Genomic DNA, 17,147 nt, shown 5'->3' on the forward strand with positions numbered 1-17,147 from the left:
TATACAGATTTCAGGGGTAAACCACTAGGGTAAAAGAGAACTATTTTCTTGGTTATAGCCCTGCACTATCAAGGGCTATATGTTGATGAGATCTAACCATTACTGGCGATAAATTGCATAATTATTGACTCAATAAACTGATTTGTTGGGTGTTTTTTGTTCTAGAATTATAGGCTTTAATTGTTCAAGATTTTTATCCTCAATTTTGGTAGAGTTTGCGGCACTTAAAAGATGACTGCTGGATAATTGAATTAATTATGTTTACTTATTTATTGAGTGTTATTCCACCCATGTTACTTGGGGCTCAACTTATTTTATTACTGATATTGCTGAAAGGTGATATTTGCCCGGGGCAACGTGGTCGTATCCATAAACAATTGCCGATCATTGCGCTCGGTTGGTTAGTATTAGGTTTTCTATACTGGCCGCTGACTCTCGTCGGTATGTTAATGTTGTTTTTTTTCTCTCAGGTAAAAGTGAGTAAAACTCGTGACTCTGGTCCTATTTGGTTGTTGTATTTTGCCATCGCAGCAGCAAGTATTTTTAATATACAACTGATGTTGGCGGGCGACTGGGGCAATATGCTATTCATGTTGGTTGTTATGGTGATATTGGGGGCAAGTTTGAGTCATTTCTTCTTACTGCTCGCTCGTACTCGATTGCAAGCTTTCCACCGATTATTACCAGTTGCTGTGATTATTGGTGCAATCCTCATCACTGTTGTGGTTTTGCTGCAAGCTTTTCAGTACAGCATGAGCTATGTAAATCAAATTATCGTGCCTCTTATGGTGTGTTACATGTCCTTAATTGCGAGTGTTGTCTTTTCTAGTTGGCACTTATTTACCCAACAAACCATTCAAAAAACTCAGCCTTTCTGTGGTTTTATTGTTTGCTTAACATCAGTGATCGGGTTTAGTGCTTTGCTTTTTCAATTTTAACTTATAGCCAATGATCACAGAAAATTTGTCTCTCTCGGTCTATGCTTATTAAGCTATTTATATAGTCTGATAAGCAGGAGAGTTACAATGGATTTAAGTAATGTAAAAAGCATTGATAGTGTGATTTTGCTTGGAATTGTGAACGAAAAATTACGCTTAGAATGCGATAGCTTCAACGAACTGATCAGTATGTATGAAATGGATATTGAAGATCTGATTGGTAAGTTGGATGTATTAGGGTATCAATACGATCCACTCACCAATCAGTTTAAAGCTTATTCTCGGTAATCTTAGGCCATTTTTATCCCATCTAAATGACTTTGGCACTGCTGTTTAGCGGTGCTGAAGAATGCCTCTAAATAACGTTTATCTTTTTCTGAATTTCTTACGGCGGCAAAAAGCCTACGCCATAACCCTGTGTTATTGGGAGCATGAGAAATGAGCGGTTTACTGGTAATTAACCCTTGACGAGAAAATTCACTAATTGCCCAATTAGGTAAAGCTGCCACACCTAAACCTGCCGACACCATTTGTACCAACATCAAGGTATTATCCGCCTGTTTCCACTTAGCTGGCTCAATTCCTGCTGGTTGTAAAAAGTGTTTTACGACATCTAAACGCTGCTTTTGCACAGGATAAGACAACATAGTGAAGTGGGGCAAATCCTCAGGCGTAATATATTCTTTGTCGGCGAGTGGGTGATTGGTCGCGGTGATTAAGCGCATTTCAAAATCAAACAAGGGCTCGTAATGCACCTCAGATCTCGGTTGAATATCAGACGTAATCACTAAATCCAATTCACCAGAGACCAAAGCAGGAAGAGGTTCAAAACCAAAGCCTGATGAAAAGTCCAAGGTAACGCTTGGCCAGGTCACTTGATACTCTTTGAGTGCTGGCATTAGCCATTGGAAGCAAGAATGACATTCAATTGCCATGTGTAATCGACCATTTACATCCTCTTTTAAACTGGCAATATCATTTTCCGCTCGAGCAAGCTTTGGTAATACGTCTTCAGCGAGTTTTAATAAAATCGTTCCTTCTGATGTGAATTTTACCGGGCGAGTTTTTCGTAAAAATAATTGTCCACCGATTCGAGACTCTAGATCTTTTATTTGATGAGACAATGCAGATTGAGTGAGATGCAGTGTGGTTGCGGTTGCAGTTAGCGATCCTGTGTCACGTAAAGCGGTGAGTGTTTTTAAATGTTTTATCTCAATCATGAATAATCCTCATCACATCAGTTGATTCCTTTCGGTATGTTCATAAAGTACTCGCTAAAACTCATATTGTAAACGTCTAGATGTCTAAGTATGGAGAGAGAAGATTATACTCATGAGGTTTTTTCATAATCAATGTGAATGAATAGCGTTTGCTCATGTTAGATCAAAGAGTGATTATTTAGCCATCCAGACAGCTTGATTAAGCAGTTCGCAGGTGGACCTATTTACTTTTTTAGATAAGGAATTCAGCATGACCACAGCAACGTATTCTAATAATAAAACCATCACTCATATTCTCGGTTACCCACGTGTTGGAGATAAGAGAGAGCTAAAATTTGCGCAAGAACAATATTGGAAAGGGGACATTAATCAAGCTCAACTCAAGCAAGTGGGCAGTGAACTACGTCAGCGTCATTGGAACGATCAAGCGGTTAGTGGCTTAAGTTATGTTACCGCTGGCGATTTTGCATGGTATGACCATGTATTGACCACCAGTTTTCTCGTTGGACATGTTCCAGCAAGGCATTCTAATGGTGGCACCCCGGATCTTGATACTTTATTTAAAGTCGCACGTGGTCAATCTGCATTAGATGGTGAAAGCTGTGGTTGTAGCTCCACTCATAGTGATGCCAGCAATGGCGCTGCTGCCTCTGATATGACTAAATGGTTTAATACTAACTATCACTATATCGTGCCTGAATTTAGCGAAGGCGACAGTTTTAAAGTCAGTTGGCCGCAATTATTTGATGAAGTAAACCAAGCTATTCAAGCCGGTCACAATGTTAAACCGGTCTTACTTGGCCCTTTGAGTTACTTGTATCTTGGCAAGGAAGTGAACAGCGAAGAAGTCGAAAATGGCTTTGAGCGTTTGAGTTTATTGCCACGATTGTTATCTGCTTATCAGGCGATATTGAGTAAATTAAAATCGTTGGGTGTCGAGTGGGTACAAATCGATGAGCCAATTTTAAGTTTAGAACTAGAGGATAAATGGTCCAATGCTTTTAAATTGGCTTATCAAGTTCTTGGCGGCGACGTAAAGTTGTTGCTCACCACGTACTTTGATTCTGTAGAAGATAATTTAACGAAAATTGTTGAGTTAAACGTTGACGGTTTACACATTGATTTGTCCGCCTCACCAGAGCAACTTGATGCCGTGAATTCGACCATTCCGCATCATTGGGTATTGTCTGTCGGCGTGATTAATGGCCGTAATGTCTGGCGTGCGGATCTGCAATCTTGGTTAGAAAAATTGCAGCCGTTAAAAGCACAACGAGGTGATAAATTATGGTTGGCGAGTTCGTGTTCATTATTGCATAGCCCCATTGATGTAGAGTTAGAAACGGAATTAACTGAAGAAGTAAAAAGCTGGTTCGCCTTTGCAAAACAAAAACTTAATGAAGTGAGTTTACTTGGCGCAGCATTGGATAGAAATAGTCATGCGATAGCGGCATGCGAAACGTACAGCCAACCGATTAAGGATCGCTTAACGGCGACCCATGTGAATAAGCCACAAGTTCAACAGCGACTAAATGGGCTAACCAAAGCGTTGACCGAACGCAGCGCGCCATACGCAGAGCGCGCTCACCATCAAGCGAAAGTACTCGGTTTACCATTATTGCCAACAACGACGATTGGATCATTTCCGCAAACCGCTGAAATTCGCCAACAACGTAGTGCATTCCGTAGTGGTCAGCTTAATGCAGTGGATTACCAACAAGCGTTAAAAGGTCATATTCAAGACGCCGTTAAACGCCAAGAAGCATTAGATTTAGATGTATTGGTACATGGCGAAGCAGAGCGTAACGACATGGTGGAATATTTTGCTGAAAATTTAGCCGGTTTCCAAGTGACTCGATTTGGTTGGGTACAAAGCTATGGTTCTCGTTGCGTCAAACCGGCAATTGTTGTGGCGGATATTGAGCGTGAAAAACCAATGACGGTAGATTGGTCGGTCTATGCGCAATCTTTGACTTCCAAGCAAATGAAAGGGATGTTGACCGGGCCAGTCACGATTCTTTGTTGGACGTTCCCTCGTGAGGATATCACCCGTAAGCAAATAGCGGAGCAATTAGCGTTCGCCTTACGAGATGAAGTTGATGATTTACAACAAGCTGGCATTAATATTATCCAAATTGATGAGCCTGCTATTCGTGAAGGTCTGCCATTGAAAAAACGTGACCATAAAGCATATCTAGAATGGGCAGTGGATGCATTTAAGATTTCGGCGGCAAGTGCAAAACCTGAAACTCAAATTCATACGCATATGTGTTATAGCGAGTTTAATGAAATCATTGATTCGGTGGCCGCGCTCGATGCTGATGTGATCACCATTGAAACCTCGCGCTCGAATATGGAGTTACTGAAAGCCTTTGAAGCGTTTAATTACCCAAATGAGATAGGACCTGGAGTTTACGATATTCACTCACCCAATATTCCCACTCAAGAATGGATTGTAAGCTTACTTGAAACCGCGGCAACGAAAATTCCAGTTGAACGTTTATGGGTGAATCCAGATTGTGGTTTAAAAACGCGTAATTGGGCAGAAACGGAAGCGTCATTAAAAAATATGGTAGAAGCAGCTAAAACATTACGTGCTCTTTACCAAGTGAGTGAGAATACACAAAAAGCAAGTTAATCAGAATCTGTTATAGCCTAGAATTGGCACCTAAAATAAAACACCGATGCAGTCCTGAATGACTTTCATCGGTGTTTTTTGTATTTATTTGTCAGCTAAGAAGGTAAAGCGCTTATTGCACCCAATCTTTTAATGTGAAGGTAAGCGTGTGTTCATCATTGGAAAGTTTGAGCGTTTGTTTATCTAAATCAATCTTGCTCCAAGCCGATAAGGTGCTGGCAACTGCTCGCTCCGTCGCCATTGAGTCATCCATACACATTTTCATTGTCATTGCCATTTGACTGACACGAAATTCGTCGGTTTCAGCATTGATTTCTGCCATTCCACGATAACTATTACAACCAGCAAAGCCATGAGTATTTAGATTTTCACCTACTTCAATATCGGCCACTTTATCTAATTTGTTTTTGGCTACGGGTTTGCCATCTATTGCAGAAAGCTCCCAATGATGATGCTGTAAATCGCTGGCAGTAACAAAATCCGCTTTATCATGAGAAGAACAAGCCGCGAGTAACATTGATAATCCAACTAAAGGAATAATTTTTTTCATTATCGTCTCCGATTTAATGGATAGAGAAAAGCAAACATCCAATGGAGCTAGTATAATGAAATGGGAGAGAAGATGACAAATTTAACCTTGTTATTTTACATTCATTTACTGAACGCTGATTTTATAACAAAGTGATGACGGAGATCGTTCGAACTATAAACCGTTATCTTTAATGTTTGGCATCGTTTGAATCAATCATGAAGTCTTTGGATAGGAGGACGTATGGAACAACTTGAATTCTTTACCGTACCAAGTCCTTGCGTTGGCGTTTGTACTGTCGATGATAAAGGCCTCTGCCAAGGTTGATGCGTAAACGAGAAGAGCGTTTCAATTGGTTAAGTTTCACTCCTGCCGAGCAACGCAACATTATTAAATTATGTAAACAACGTTATTATCGTAAACGTCTCGCACAGAGACAACAAATCCCCAATTAAATCAATAGATTAAGATCCATTGCCACCGCAAGGAAGTTTGTTTTAGCACCCAAGCTTGTTCTAGCACCTAAGCTTGTTCTAGCACTCAAGTTTGTTCTCGAGCTCAAGAATAACTCGTCGCTGAGCCGGATTTATACTTGATTGATATAAACGCAATAAATTGAGAATGCCGCTTAAAAGATGATGCAGTGGTAAATTGAAGCATATTAGAACGGTGAAAGCCCGATAGTTGGTAGCTATCGGGCTTTCTGTGTTTTTGCTATTTCTAGCTGAGGTTCGAGTGGTAAATTCGAGTCTCATTTTTCCTTTTATGCAAAAGGTGGATTCAATCGAATCAAAGACGGGTAGTCTTAGATGCGGATGAAGTCCATGTGCTCAACTTTTGGCTTAAACGCGTGACGTTGAACATCTTGTGGCTTAACTTTTACTTCTTTGCCATCAACTACTAGAGTGATTGCTTCGTAAAACTCAGGCTTATCCATTTGGTTGATCACGTCAGAGTGAACCAATGCGATAGATACAGGCGCAGCTTCACCACCGTAGATGATTGCAGGGAATTGGCCAGTTAGACGTAGGCGGCGGCTCGCACCCTTACCTAGTTCAGTACGTACTACTGTTTCAAATTTCATAGTATTTACTCTCAAAATTAGTAAATTAAAAGATGTTTAATCACATAGCGACCTTGTGATTAAGCGTTGTTTCAAATCCATATCAATAAAAGAAGGACTGAAACGAGCGCGGATACTACCATTCAAGCTACGTTTGAGCAAGTCATATCCGTTTTCAAATACCTGGTTATTCATGCTTAAAAAGCGTTGCGATTAACCATGATGGTGAGAGTGATTGACGCCTGATTTTAAGTTATTATCGAGCGACCGATTTCCAACCGATATTAGCTTTATTATGTTACTTGAGGGTATTGAAACTCTGTTAATGCTGAGCCAAGAAAAAACCATGAGTCGAGCGGGTAGTCAGCTTTATATCAGCCAATCAGCAGTGAGTAAGCGAATTTCGTTACTGGAAAAAAAGCTGGGAAAAAAATTGATTGTGCCAGATGGGCGCTACATTCGTTTAACGGCAGATGCAAAAGAATTAATTGATAGCGTGGCTCCAACTTTCCAAGAGTTACAAGGCCGACTTTATGATCAGCATGCTTTGCAAGATGATACGCTTATTCGATTAGATTGCTCTGAAACTTTAGTGGCCGGTTATTTGAATCAAATGATGGGCGATTATTTACAACAAGACTCCGCTATTACTATTACTACGCACCATACGCCAAGAATTGTTGAGCGTGTTCAATCAGGTCAAGCCACATTAGGGTTTTGCGCGGGTTACATCACCTCATCCCATGGATTGAAAGTAATTCAGTTGTGGGAAGAACCTTTTGTCATAGTGAGTCAGCAATCATTGACTGAGTTACCAAAAAAAATATTAACCAATGATTTAGGAAATCCGGCCAACCGCTATCAGTTGGATATTTTATCTCAATTGGGAATAGAGCCCTTGATGCAGATGGATTCTTATACAGCCAGTGTTCAGTTAGCTTTAGGTGGGGTGGCGGCATCGCTTGTGCCACTTTCCATTATTAATGCGTTAAAAATAGAGTCTCAGTATTGTTTTAGTTTTGATGAATTAAAGCCTTTATATCGCCCGGTTCACTTATGTGTCCGAGCGAATACTTATCGAAATGAACGGATTAAAAAACTGATGAAAGCCATTGCGGATGTTGTTCCCACAGAATCTTAATAGCCATTGTCATAGACATAACAATGACTAACGGACGAATCCACTTTTGACCGTTACCCAAGACCATTTTTGCGCCTAAACGTGCGCCAATAAATCCACCCACCGCCATGGTTAAACCCAACTCCCAAATAGGTAAACCTGCAATAATGAAAAACGCCAAAGCAGCAATATTGGAAGTGAAGTTGAGCACCTTAGTGTGCGCGGTGGCAGAAACAATTGAATAACGCGCCAGTGCAACAAAACAGACGCTGAATATAGAACCCGTTCCTGGGCCTAAAAAGCCATCATAAAACCCTACGCTTCCACCCACAACAAAGGCAAAAGTAGCTTCAGATATTCTTGGAGTGACATCAGAGTTTGGAGTAGAAGAATACAGCAGGAAATAAGTAGAGATGGCAATTAATACAATAGGAATCAAACTCATTAATACGCTAGCATCAATGTATTGGACCGCAAGTGCCCCACAGGCGGAACCGACAAATGTACATGCAATGGCAAGCCACATCGATTGAAGTTTTACAGCGCCGTTGCGAATAAAATATAAACTGGCAGAAAAACTGCCGAAAGAGCTTTGCAGTTTATTTGTCGCTAAGGCTTGAGTTGGTGGAATGCCGGCTGCAAGTAATGCGGGTAATGTTAACAATCCACCACCACCGGCAATCGCGTCAATAAAGCCAGCTATTCCTGCAACACCAACTAGTAGCGCCATGACTTGAAGCGAAATGTCCATTTTCTTTCCTGTAGATAATCAATTGTCATCAATATAACACTAATGAAACGAGGCAATTGGCAAAATGGTGGAAAGTAAATCATTCCTAATATTCATAGGTCGTAAAAGTAACAGAAACTAAAGGCTCTCACCTTTGTGAATGGTGTAACCTGTGTCGATGATTTTTTGTGGCAATGTGGCATCACCCTCAGCATTGATCGCATTCAGCAGTTCTTGGGCAGCAATTTCGCCAATGCTATAACGAGGTGTGATCACACTGGCTAACTGAGGAACCATAGATTGCCCAAAGTTATGGCCATGAAAGCCGACAACACCCATTTGTTCCGGAACAGAGATATGCTGGCGTTGGCATTCAAAAATAGCACCAATCGCTAAATCGTCATTGGTGCAAAAGACACAATCCGTTTCAGGGTAATCTTTAAGTGTTTTTTGGATTAATTCAGCCCCTAAGCTGTAAGACGAAGCTTGATTTGTCATGATACTTTTAGGCGTTAAACCTCTTGCTAGTACCGCTTGTTGATAGCCTTGTAATTTCAATTGGGTGCGCACATCTAAACGAGCACCAAGATAGACGATATTTTTATATCCTGAATCCAGGATAGTATTCGTCATATCAAAAGCCGCTTTTACATTATCAAAACCAACGGCTTGTTGGATAAAAGGCGAAGTGATATCCATAATCTCAACCACAGGGATCCCCGCGGTTTCAATCATTTTTTTTGTTTTATTGGTGTGCATGCTTTCCGATAAAATTAAACCATCAACATGATAAGACAATAAGTATTCGACGCGTTTCTCTTCCACTTCTGGACTGTAACCATAGTGCGCAAGCATCGTTTGGTAACCTGCTTTTTCGGTAACACTTTCAATCCCACGGATGACTTGAGCAAATACTTGGTTGGTTAAAGAAGGAACCAAAATACCAATGGCACGACTTTTTGCATTGGAAAGGAGATCCGGCGCTTTATTGGGAATATAACCTAGGGTTTCAATCGCTTCATTTATTTTTTTGTGCGTAGTCGTCGAAACATGCTCGGGATTGCGTAAGTAACGACTGACCGTCATTTTTGTCACGCCAACTAAATTGGCCACATCTTGCAGTGTAGGTCGTTTCTTTTTCGGTGCCATATTGACTGCCATTGATGTAATAAAAGGATTCGATATAAATCAAAATACGATAAAAAGTAGAAGAAGATCATTAAGTAATGATCTTCTCCTGATGATTATTTTTGGATTTCTACACGTGGGTTTTGGCTCCACTCTACATGATATTTCTGCGTTTCAGGTTGATCAATTCGAGAATAAGTATGAGATCCAAAATAATCGCGTTGGGCTTGTAATAAATTAGCGGGCAGTGTGGCGCAACGCATGGAATCAAAGTAACTCAAGGCTGAACCAATACCTGGAATTGCAACGCCGTATAAACTGGCGTGGGCAACACATCGACGCCAATTGAGCTGCCGGGCTTTGATTTCGTCCCCAAACTTTTGATCAAAAAGGAGGTTATCTAATTGCGGGCTCGTTTCAAATGCTTGTGTGATGCTTTGTAAAAATACCGCGCGGATAATACAACCGGCGCGCCATCCTTTTGCTATTTGGGCAAAATCAAGTTGCCATCCTTGCTGCTCTGAGGTGGTTTTCATTAAATCGAAACCTTGCGCATAAATGCATAATTTCGCGCAGTATAAAGCATCGTGAAGCTCAGCTATTGTCGTATTGAGTGAGTCTTGTTGCTGAGGCTCCGTTACCACGGCCAGTTTTTGTTCTCCTTGCAGGCGGCGCTCTTTTAAGCTGCTAAGAGAGCGAGCATAAACGGATTGGGCAATACTTGGAGCCGGGCAACCTACTTCTAAGCTGTTGATTGCAGTCCAAACGCCAGTGCCTTTTTGGCCCGCTTTATCTAAGATCATTTCAACTAAAGGCTTGTCGCTGTGAAAATCTTTTTGCTGCAAAATATCGGCACTGATTTCCATTAAGTAGCTATTAAGAACGCCTTGATTCCACTGACTAAAAATATCGCCGATTTTTGCCGCTTCTAATCCGATGACTTGATGCAAGTATTGGTACACTTCGCAAATAATTTGCATATCGGCGTATTCAATACCGTTATGCACCATTTTGACATAATGACCAGAGCCACTTGGCCCCGTGTAAGTGGCACAAGCTTCGCCATCTTGCAATGGTTCTACTGGCATTCCATGCGGATCTACTTTCGCCGCAATGGCATTCCACATTGGCTTCACATATTGCCATGCTTTAGGATCGCCGCTAGCCATCAGCGCAGGACCAAAGCGTGCACCTTGTTCTCCACCTGAAACCGCAGTGCTGAAGAAGTTGAGCTGGCCTTGATATTTTTTATCGCGTGCAATGGTATCGGTCCATAAACTGTTGCCAGTATCAATGACAATGTCATCAGGCTCTAGATCTGCATTTAATAAGTCTTGAATGACGGTATCAACAATATCGCCAGCAGGAACAGAAAGCGCAATAACACGTGGTGAAGGTAATTGGTTCAATGCATATTCCAGTGATGAAGATGCAAAAAATTGTCCTTTATTTAGTTTTTCAGCTTCATGTGCTGTGTTATCCGAATTGACGCTGTTTAAATCAAAGCCTGCCACATTAAAGCCGTTATCCAATAAATTTAGGGTTAGGCTTTTGCCCATCACGCCAAGACCGATCATGGCAATATGACATTGGGGCGTTTTTAAAGTGCTGGTCATGGGCGCTCCTTGTTCTAATGAATAGGCATCAAGTTGTTGGTGGATATTGATAATAACATCTGAAATTGATGGTGAAATGTTGACAAAAATCGCTTCACTTGTCTGAGGTTCAATTAACGCATCAAATTGGCTTTCGAGCATACTTTTACCATTGAACCAATGGTTATTTCGTTTTTGGTGACGCTTCCAAATAGTATCAAAATCACCCTGTAAATAAACGATGACGAGGTCGTTATTGTTATGCCTTAAAATATCTCGATATTCTGGCTTTAGAGCTGAGCATGCAATAACGGCTTGGTCATTATCTAAAAATAATTGATTAAGTGTATGTAGCCAGCCAATTCTATCTTGGTCTGTGAGTGGAATGCCTTGCTTCATTTTCTCGACGTTGGGCTCGGGGTGGAAATCATCACCGTCAAAGAAGGGAAAGCCTAATTGTTGTGCCAATAAGTTTCCTACATGACTTTTACCACAACCCGAAACACCCATTACGAGTATTTTTTGTGTGATGCTTTTTTTTTCGAGGCCGGCTTCTTTCGTGCCTAATGCTTTATCTTTTACCATAACGGGGCCTTACCAAAACCCTACTTAGTCCGTAGGGTATAAATTGAAAGTAATGCGCGGTTTATTCTAAGGCGCAGTTTTAAAAAAATGATTGCTTTAAAGCTTGTAAATTACTGCCACCAAAGAGCAAGCTGAGGGAATATAATAACCAACGCGAGCGCTATAATTTGTAAGCCAATGAATGGTAATAAAGAAGTAAATATTTCACCAAGGCTTATGTCTTTAGGCGCAACAGATTTAAGGTAAAACGCTGCTGGGCCAAACGGTGGTGATAAAAATGATACTTGCATGTTTAAGCAGAACACCACACCAAACCACACAGGATCAAAACCGAGGTTGATAATAATAGGCACGAAAATTGGCATCGTTAGTAGGGCTACGCCAACCCAATCTAAGAACATACCAAGTACTAATAAAATGACCATCATGATCAATAATGTGCCCATTGGGCTGCCGCCACTTAGCGCTAAAATGGTATCTTCTACAAAATCGATACCACCCATTAAGTTATAGACACCAACGAGAGCGGTCGCACCAATACCAATCCAGATGATCATACCGCAGGTACGCATAGTGGCGATGGCGCTTTCTTTTAGCATGGTCCAATTCATTTCACGGCGGATCACCGCACTGATCATGATTCCTACTACACCTAATGCGGATGCTTCTGTCACCGAAGCCACGCCGCTATAAATGCTACCTAAAACCGTCGCAACGGACAGTAATGGAAAGAATAAAGCTTTAAAATAATTAGGTTTGGTTCTCGCATCTTCTTCTAATTCCTCTTGAGTAGGAAGAGGAGCAAGCGCGGGGTTTAGGTGGCTACGAATTAATACGTAAGCAATGTAAAACAAAGCAAGGAGTAGGGCCGGAACAAATGAAGCTTTGAATAGATCACCAATGGAAACACTCGCGGTTAAACCATAAATAATCAGAACAATACTTGGCGGAAGCATTGTGCCTAGTGCTCCGCCAGCACAGGTGGTACCAATGGCCAATTTACGGTCGTAGCCCAAGCGCAGCATTTGAGGAAGCGCTAAAATGCCAAGTAATACGGTTTCTCCGCCAATCACGCCAGACATTGAGGCTAATAAAACCGCGACTAATAGAGTCTGAACCGCGACGCCGCCACGTACTTTACGACCAACCGATTTCATAGCATCGAATAAATCACGAGCGATACCAGATCGATCAAGCAATGCTGCCATCAATACAAACATGGGAACCGCAAGGAAAATATAGCCATCAACAAAGCTATACATGCGGCTTGAGACTAGCGGCAGTGCATCGACACCAAACCAACCGAGCGTAAAAAATAACGCCACAAAACCCGTAACAAAAGCAAGCTGCATACCGGTAAGTAATAAGGCAATCATCATAATCAGCATGAGTAAACTGCCGTAGCCGATACCAATCGAAGATAAATCAAACATCTTTATTATTCCTTAATCCTTTGATTTCACCAATGATGTGTAAGATGAATTGCATGACGAGAATGCAAAAAATAATGAAAATTAAAGCTTTTAAAAGTGCAGGATAAGGAGGATTGAAATACGATCCTGATGTTTCTAAGCGGAACTCTCCCCAAGGTGTAAACCAAGAAGTTTCAACCATGGTGAAAGAAGCCCATGCCATCATGCCTGCAAATGCAAGCCCTACAATGTGGTGGAACATATTAAGATAACGACGAGTTCGGTTGGATACGGCATCATAGATTAAGACTACTCGTACATGTTTATCAGTAGCAAAAGCGTAAATGCCGCCAACAACAAACAAGCTGCCACCGATAAAAGAAGCGCTTTCATGTACCCAAGTCGTTGGCGCATCAAAGACATAGCGCATCAGAACTTCATAAAATGAAATAAACACCGTGAAAATAAATAACAGACTTAATGCTTGGCTGATCTTAATAATCCACGCATCAAGTCGATTTTTGGGTTGTTCTTCTTGTTCATCTGAATGTTGAGGTGTTGAATTTTCAGTCATATTGGCAAACCTATCAAGATTAAGGGCTGTTCTCGTGAGTGAGCTCAGCCCTTACACAGCTAGTATTAAAGCAGTCCGTTTACTTCTAAGTAGTGAGTGACTGAGTCATACACTTTTTGAGCGTTTGGTGAACGTTTCGCAAACACTTTCCACTGAGTCTTTGCGATAGCGCGGAACTTTTTACGCTCTTCTGAAGACCAGTTATGGATAGTGATTTTCGGATCTTTTTCAGCTTCTGCAACGGCTGTTTGGTCTGCAATGCGAAGTTCTGTCGTCATATCATAGGCAAAATCACGCACAGACACAGTTAAGATTTCTTGCAGATCAGGTGTCATTTTGTCCCATTTTTTCTGGCTAATCGAAATATCAATTAAAGGTAAAGAGTGGAAGCCAGGTTGAACAGGATGAGGTGCGATTTCATTCATACCTGCTTTTTGGTTGGTAGAAAAAACGGTGTAGTCGGCGGCATCAATAACACCTTTGCTTAAACCTGTGAAAACCTCAGAGCCCGGTAAGTTCACTGGAGTAGCACCTGCTGCTGCAAATACTTGCTGAACTAAGCCTTCTGGAGCACGGATTTTTAAGCCTTTAAGATCAGCCACGCTATCGAGTGGCACTTTAGACACTAACGACTCGACGCCAGTTGTTGAACCACCCACAAACTTCACACCGTAAGGTTTGTAAAGTTCAGTCATTAGCTCATAACCACCGCCGTAGTTGATGTACTGCAGAAGTTGGCTGGTGTTAGACCAAGCACCGACCATATTACCAATCAGACCAAAAGCAGGATCTTTACCAGAGAAATACTCCGTTGCAGTGACTTGACCATCTAAAATACCTTGGCGAATAGCATCTAACGTTTCAGTGTTTTTGACGACACTTCCGGTTGGAAGCAAGGTGATTTTAATGCGGCCATCGGTCATTATTCCAACACGTTTGGCCCATTTTTGTTGTACTTGGAAGTTTTTATCGCCAGATGGATCTGAAGATTGAATTTTAAGATTAAAATCTGCAGCCAACACTGAGGTGGAGAATATCCCAGCGAGCGCGGTGGTGATCAGGGTATAGGTAAGTTTCATGCTCTATCCTTTTATTTACATATTGATGTACGTTTCACGGTACTAGTTTCCGATTTATTAGAATTATGTTACCGGTAACTTTGTAAAATAAATGTTACCGGTAACTATTCTAGTAAGCTATTAACTAGATCACATAATAAGATTTTATGAATAATGACTAGGAGAGATGAACGACTGATTTATTCTGATTTTAAATCAAAGAGATATTAGTTTTTCACGAGTTTTATAGGACTTAAATTAAAACATAAATAAAAATAGTGAAGGAAAGAAAGCGGCTTAATTTAATTCATCTGAAAAAATTTTATCTCTTATTTTCCAAAAACGACCTGATTTTCTGGCAATAATAAATAATGGTAATCGAAACCGATGTTGATGGTTGACGACTTTTGTAGGAGAGCTTTCTTCAAAGGGGCGGTGCCTGTCTGCAAGGTGGGGGCGTACAAATTGATCGGCAAAATTTTGCTTTTGTTTTTTTGTGGTTAATGGCCAAAATTCATGCACTTGAGCGTGTTGTTTCTCCTCGGTTGAATCCCCTAAGTAAGTGATTTTGAGTTGAGATTTACCATTTGTATCTTTGTGGACATCGAATTGCATATCGGTACATTCGAAAACTAACGCATCTTTTAGATTCAGTGCGTCGCGCAGCTTTTTATCTGGGTCAACTAACGTGGCGTCACATTGGTGGCAGATACGCGCTGCAATATCGTTATCGGCGCCGCACTCCCCACAAAACTTAGCTTTAAAGCGATAACCGCAATGTTCTCTTTCGCCTGTTGATTGGTCATTATCATCTAATATTTCGAAATAACCTTGGCAACGTCTTCCATAATGCTCCAACAACATTCCATTACTATCCAGTTTGCCCCAAAAGCTGTTATTGAAACCACAGGTGGGGCACGGAACGGTTACAGTGTCACTTGTTGGATCTGGTTTTGGCTCACCCACTTCTGGTTGGTATAAGTCGTAATTGTTGCCAGCATAATCCAACACTAAGCATTCTTGTTTTCCATCGGCTAAACGAAGCCCACGCCCAATGATTTGCTGATACAAACTGACCGATTCAGTTGGGCGTAAAATAGCGATTAAATCGACATGTGGTGCGTCAAATCCAGTGGTAAGAACGGAAACATTGACTAAATATTTAATCTGCTTATTTTTGAACGCATTAATAATGCGATCGCGTTCAATTTGCTGGGTATCACCGATCACCAGCGAAGAGTGATCTGACGGCAATAACCCTAAGATCTCTTGTGCATGACGTACGGTAGCCGCAAAGATCATGATGCCTTGTTTATTTTTGGATAACTCAATAATTTGCGCCACGATCTGTGGTGTTGCACGTTTGGATTGTTCGATCACTAAATCCAATTCAGATTCTTTATAACGCCCTGCCAGTGCAGGTTTTAAGTGGGAGAAATCATAGCTTAATACTGGCGTGTCAATCATTTTAGCTGGTGTCAAAAAGCCTTCATCGAGTAGATACTGAATAGGAAGTTCGAAGATGCAGTCGCGAAAAAACCGTGGCTCTTGTGATTTGACTTGGCCACGTTTTCCGCGCACATGGTATTGATAAATCCAGCCCATGCCTAAACGATAAGGGGTTGCGGTGAGCCCTAAGACTTTAATGCCAGAATTTATCGATTGAAGATGAGAGATAACTTTTCGATAACTGCTTTTAGGGTTATCGGGCACGCGGTGGCATTCATCTATCACCAATAATGAAAACTGATTAGCAAATGAATCTAAATTCCGCACCACAGATTGAACAGAAGCAAATACCACTTGTTGCTCGGTTTCCTTGCGACCAAGACCTGCTGAAAATACCGAACCTTTAATCGGGCGATCTGGGGTGGAATAACTTTCATATTTGGCATGGTTTTGTTCAACCAATTCTTTCACATGCGCTAATACCAACACTCGTCCTTTGGCTAAGCGGGCTAACTCGGCAATGACCAAACTTTTACCAGCACCAGTGGGCAATACGATCATGGCAGGATCGTTATTATATCTAAAGTAATGGATAACGGCTTTGACGGAATCAGCTTGGTAAGGGCGTAAAGTAAACATGGGTGAGTATTATTGGTCGATAAACAGAAAAGTAGGGTACTGAGAAGTGAAGTGTAAAGCCACAAGATTAAATCAGAAAAAATGTTAGAGGAATAAAAAGAAAACCCACCGTATGTATTCGGTGGGTTTTGAACGCTTATCTCAGGTTAAATTTAGAACGCGTAGTTCAACTGCACAGAGCCGATATAAGCCGGACCTGATGAATCAAAATTCATGGTTCCAGCTTTACCGTCTTCATCAAATGAACCTGATTTTCCATCAATATAAGCAAAGCCTGCATCAAGTGATAAATTATCAGTCCACAAGTAAGTTAAACCAGCGGTGTACCAGTAGCGGTCGGTATCTGGAATACTTAATGTCGCTGCGCCTGCTTGTTCATCATACGCAAAACCTGCGCGTAAAATGACACTATCTACAGGCTGGTAGGTGGTACCAATCGACCAACGTTGATTATCTTCATAGTGTTCTTTTT

Annotated in this window: 15 protein-coding genes and 2 pseudogenes; 5 read left to right on the forward strand and 12 right to left on the reverse strand. The window is 41.2% G+C overall.

Features of this window, described 5'->3' with window-relative positions; all coding sequences use genetic code 11:
- The first annotated feature begins 257 nt into the window (after positions 1–257).
- Both FH976_RS08650 and FH976_RS08655 read left to right on the forward strand, forming a co-directional pair.
- On the forward strand, positions 258–938 hold the full coding sequence (locus FH976_RS08650) for a hypothetical protein (RefSeq protein ID WP_194090467.1): 681 nt from the start codon (positions 258–260) through the stop codon (positions 936–938).
- Positions 939–1,025: 87 nt separating this feature from the next.
- Complete coding sequence (locus tag FH976_RS08655; protein WP_194090468.1) at positions 1,026–1,226, forward strand: DUF4250 domain-containing protein; 201 nt, start codon at positions 1,026–1,028, stop codon at positions 1,224–1,226.
- A 2-nt stretch (positions 1,227–1,228) separates the two neighbouring features.
- Here FH976_RS08655 and FH976_RS08660 read toward each other — a convergent pair whose 3' ends face one another.
- Positions 1,229–2,158, reverse strand: coding sequence for a LysR substrate-binding domain-containing protein (locus tag FH976_RS08660; protein WP_194090469.1), 930 nt, complete (start codon positions 2,156–2,158; stop codon positions 1,229–1,231).
- Between the two features lie 250 nt (positions 2,159–2,408).
- Here FH976_RS08660 and metE point away from each other — a divergent pair, with 250 nt between their 5' ends.
- Positions 2,409–4,793, forward strand: a complete 2,385-nt coding sequence (gene metE / locus FH976_RS08665) for a 5-methyltetrahydropteroyltriglutamate--homocysteine S-methyltransferase (protein WP_194090470.1) — start codon at positions 2,409–2,411, stop codon at positions 4,791–4,793.
- Between the two features lie 112 nt (positions 4,794–4,905).
- On the opposite strand, the gene FH976_RS08670 is transcribed toward metE, so the two are convergent.
- Positions 4,906–5,343: an META domain-containing protein gene (locus FH976_RS08670; RefSeq protein WP_194090471.1), complete on the reverse strand. Its 438-nt coding sequence runs from the start codon at positions 5,341–5,343 to the stop codon at positions 4,906–4,908.
- 222 nt (positions 5,344–5,565) lie between these two features.
- On the opposite strand from FH976_RS08670, the pseudogene FH976_RS08675 reads away from it, so the two are divergent.
- Positions 5,566–5,777, forward strand: a pseudogene (locus FH976_RS08675) (DUF1289 domain-containing protein).
- Positions 5,778–6,127: 350 nt separating this feature from the next.
- Here the strand turns inward: FH976_RS08675 and rplY are convergent.
- Positions 6,128–6,406 carry a 50S ribosomal protein L25 gene (gene rplY / locus FH976_RS08680; protein WP_194090472.1) on the reverse strand — a complete coding sequence of 93 codons (279 nt, stop codon included), beginning with the start codon at positions 6,404–6,406 and terminating at the stop codon, positions 6,128–6,130.
- A 274-nt stretch (positions 6,407–6,680) separates the two neighbouring features.
- Here rplY and FH976_RS08685 point away from each other — a divergent pair, with 274 nt between their 5' ends.
- Positions 6,681–7,526 carry a LysR family transcriptional regulator gene (locus FH976_RS08685; protein WP_194090483.1) on the forward strand — a complete coding sequence of 282 codons (846 nt, stop codon included), beginning with the start codon at positions 6,681–6,683 and terminating at the stop codon, positions 7,524–7,526.
- On the opposite strand, the gene FH976_RS08690 is transcribed toward FH976_RS08685, so the two are convergent.
- From FH976_RS08690 to FH976_RS08725, 9 genes and pseudogenes are all read right to left on the reverse strand, one after another.
- Entirely contained in the window at positions 7,477–8,256 is a 780-nt protein-coding gene (locus tag FH976_RS08690) for a TSUP family transporter (protein ID WP_194090473.1), read from the reverse strand. The two genes, FH976_RS08685 and FH976_RS08690, sit on opposite strands and share 50 nt — an antisense overlap.
- A 117-nt stretch (positions 8,257–8,373) precedes the next feature.
- Positions 8,374–9,384: a gluconate operon transcriptional repressor GntR gene (gntR, locus tag FH976_RS08695; RefSeq protein ID WP_194090474.1), complete on the reverse strand. Its 1,011-nt coding sequence runs from the start codon at positions 9,382–9,384 to the stop codon at positions 8,374–8,376.
- Positions 9,385–9,479: 95 nt separating this feature from the next.
- Complete coding sequence (gndA, locus tag FH976_RS08700) at positions 9,480–10,979, reverse strand: NADP-dependent phosphogluconate dehydrogenase (protein WP_228767384.1); 1,500 nt, start codon at positions 10,977–10,979, stop codon at positions 9,480–9,482.
- 30 nt (positions 10,980–11,009) lie between these two features.
- Positions 11,010–11,543: pseudogene (locus FH976_RS15890) on the reverse strand (gluconokinase); the annotation flags it as partial.
- 110 nt (positions 11,544–11,653) lie between these two features.
- Positions 11,654–12,976 (reverse strand): TRAP transporter large permease, encoded by a 1,323-nt coding sequence (locus FH976_RS08705; RefSeq protein WP_194090476.1) that lies wholly within the window; start codon positions 12,974–12,976, stop codon positions 11,654–11,656.
- Entirely contained in the window at positions 12,969–13,529 is a 561-nt protein-coding gene (locus FH976_RS08710; RefSeq protein WP_194090477.1) for a TRAP transporter small permease subunit, read from the reverse strand. The genes FH976_RS08705 and FH976_RS08710 overlap by 8 nt, the downstream gene beginning before the upstream one ends.
- Before the next feature lie 65 nt (positions 13,530–13,594).
- Positions 13,595–14,608: a TRAP transporter substrate-binding protein gene (locus FH976_RS08715; RefSeq protein WP_194090478.1), complete on the reverse strand. Its 1,014-nt coding sequence runs from the start codon at positions 14,606–14,608 to the stop codon at positions 13,595–13,597.
- A 276-nt stretch (positions 14,609–14,884) separates the two neighbouring features.
- A complete protein-coding gene (locus FH976_RS08720) occupies positions 14,885–16,675 on the reverse strand; it encodes a DEAD/DEAH box helicase (RefSeq protein WP_194090479.1) in 1,791 nt (596 codons plus the stop codon).
- Between the two features lie 152 nt (positions 16,676–16,827).
- On the reverse strand, positions 16,828–17,147 hold a 320-nt coding region (locus FH976_RS08725), incomplete at its 5' end, for an outer membrane protein transport protein (RefSeq protein ID WP_194090480.1).

The organism is Vibrio hibernica (assembly GCF_015223435.1).
GTDB classification, from domain to species: domain Bacteria; phylum Pseudomonadota; class Gammaproteobacteria; order Enterobacterales; family Vibrionaceae; genus Vibrio; species Vibrio hibernica.